This is a genomic window from Bacillus sp. MM2020_4, assembly GCF_011250555.1.
Taxonomy (GTDB): Bacteria; Bacillota; Bacilli; order Bacillales; family Cytobacillaceae; genus Neobacillus.
Map to the genome: position 1 here is coordinate 1 of NZ_JAANMZ010000101.1, position 1,231 is coordinate 1,231.

Sequence of the window (1,231 nt, forward strand, 5' to 3'; positions counted from 1 at the left end):
CCGATGGTAGTTGGGGCATGCGCCCCTGTGAGAGTAGGACGTTGCCAGGCTGTTATCAATGGAGGATTAGCTCAGCTGGGAGAGCATCTGCCTTACAAGCAGAGGGTCGGCGGTTCGAACCCGTCATCCTCCATCATATTTATTCCAAACTGCATGCCGGGGTAGCTCAATTGGTAGAGCAACTGACTTGTAATCAGTAGGTTGGGGGTTCAAGTCCTCTCGCCGGCACCACTTTTGCTAGATTACCTATTCACGGGTTATTAGCTCAGTTGGTAGAGCATCTGACTCTTAATCAGAGGGTCGAAGGTTCGAACCCTTCATAACCCACCAATAAATCATAATCTGTAATAAACTAGGAAACAATTCTTATACGAGCCATTAGCTCAGTTGGTAGAGCATCTGACTTTTAATCAGAGGGTCGAAGGTTCGAATCCTTCATGGCTCACCAAAGTTTTTTGCATTAGCAAATAACTTTCAATATTGCGGGTGTGGCGGAATTGGCAGACGCACCAGACTTAGGATCTGGCGCCGCAAGGCGTGGGGGTTCGACTCCCTTCACCCGCATTGTTTTTATGCGGAAGTAGTTCAGTGGTAGAACACCACCTTGCCAAGGTGGGGGTCGCGGGTTCGAATCCCGTCTTCCGCTCTCTATTTTTGCCGGGGTGGCGGAACTGGCAGACGCACAGGACTTAAAATCCTGCGGTAGGTGACTACCGTACCGGTTCGATTCCGGTCCTCGGCACCAAAGTTTTTTGCGAAGGCAAAATAACTTTCAATAATGCGCCCGTAGCTCAATTGGATAGAGCGTCTGACTACGGATCAGAAGGTTGTGGATTCGACTTCTTCCGGGCGCGCCATTATTTTTCGGGAAGTAGCTCAGCTTGGTAGAGCACTTGGTTTGGGACCAAGGGGTCGCAGGTTCGAATCCTGTCTTCCCGACCATTTAAATAGTATTAATTTGGGGCCTTAGCTCAGCTGGGAGAGCGCCTGCTTTGCACGCAGGAGGTCAGCGGTTCGATCCCGCTAGGCTCCACCAAAACCTTTTTAAAAAACATGTTGACAATCTATTTTAACTTTGTTAATATAGAAAAGTCGCACAAGCAAAGTAATTGTTCTTTGAAAACTAAACAAACAAAAACGTCAACAAACAATATTTTTTAGTTTCAATATATATGAAACTAAGCCAACGTAACAAATGAGCTAATCAACTTTCTTGGAGAGTTTGATCCTG

General features: G+C 46.9%; 10 tRNA genes. All 10 read left to right on the top strand.

Features of this window, described 5'->3' with window-relative positions:
* Window positions 1-60: 60 nt before the first annotated feature.
* A tRNA-Val gene (locus tag G6554_RS25230) sits at window positions 61-133 on the top strand.
* Between the two features lie 22 nt (window positions 134-155).
* Window positions 156-231: transfer RNA gene (locus G6554_RS25235), tRNA-Thr, on the top strand.
* A 23-nt stretch (window positions 232-254) separates the two neighbouring features.
* Window positions 255-330: transfer RNA gene (locus G6554_RS25240), tRNA-Lys, on the top strand.
* A gap of 42 nt (window positions 331-372) precedes the next feature.
* A tRNA-Lys gene (locus G6554_RS25245) sits at window positions 373-448 on the top strand.
* Window positions 449-482: 34 nt separating this feature from the next.
* Window positions 483-564: transfer RNA gene (locus G6554_RS25250), tRNA-Leu, on the top strand.
* Window positions 565-574: 10 nt separating this feature from the next.
* Window positions 575-646, top strand: a tRNA-Gly gene (locus G6554_RS25255).
* A 10-nt stretch (window positions 647-656) separates the two neighbouring features.
* A tRNA-Leu gene (locus G6554_RS25260) sits at window positions 657-745 on the top strand.
* 35 nt (window positions 746-780) lie between these two features.
* A tRNA-Arg gene (locus tag G6554_RS25265) sits at window positions 781-857 on the top strand.
* A gap of 8 nt (window positions 858-865) precedes the next feature.
* Window positions 866-942 (top strand) — tRNA-Pro (locus G6554_RS25270).
* A gap of 18 nt (window positions 943-960) precedes the next feature.
* Window positions 961-1,036 (top strand) — tRNA-Ala (locus G6554_RS25275).
* The last annotated feature ends 195 nt before the right edge of the window (window positions 1,037-1,231 follow it).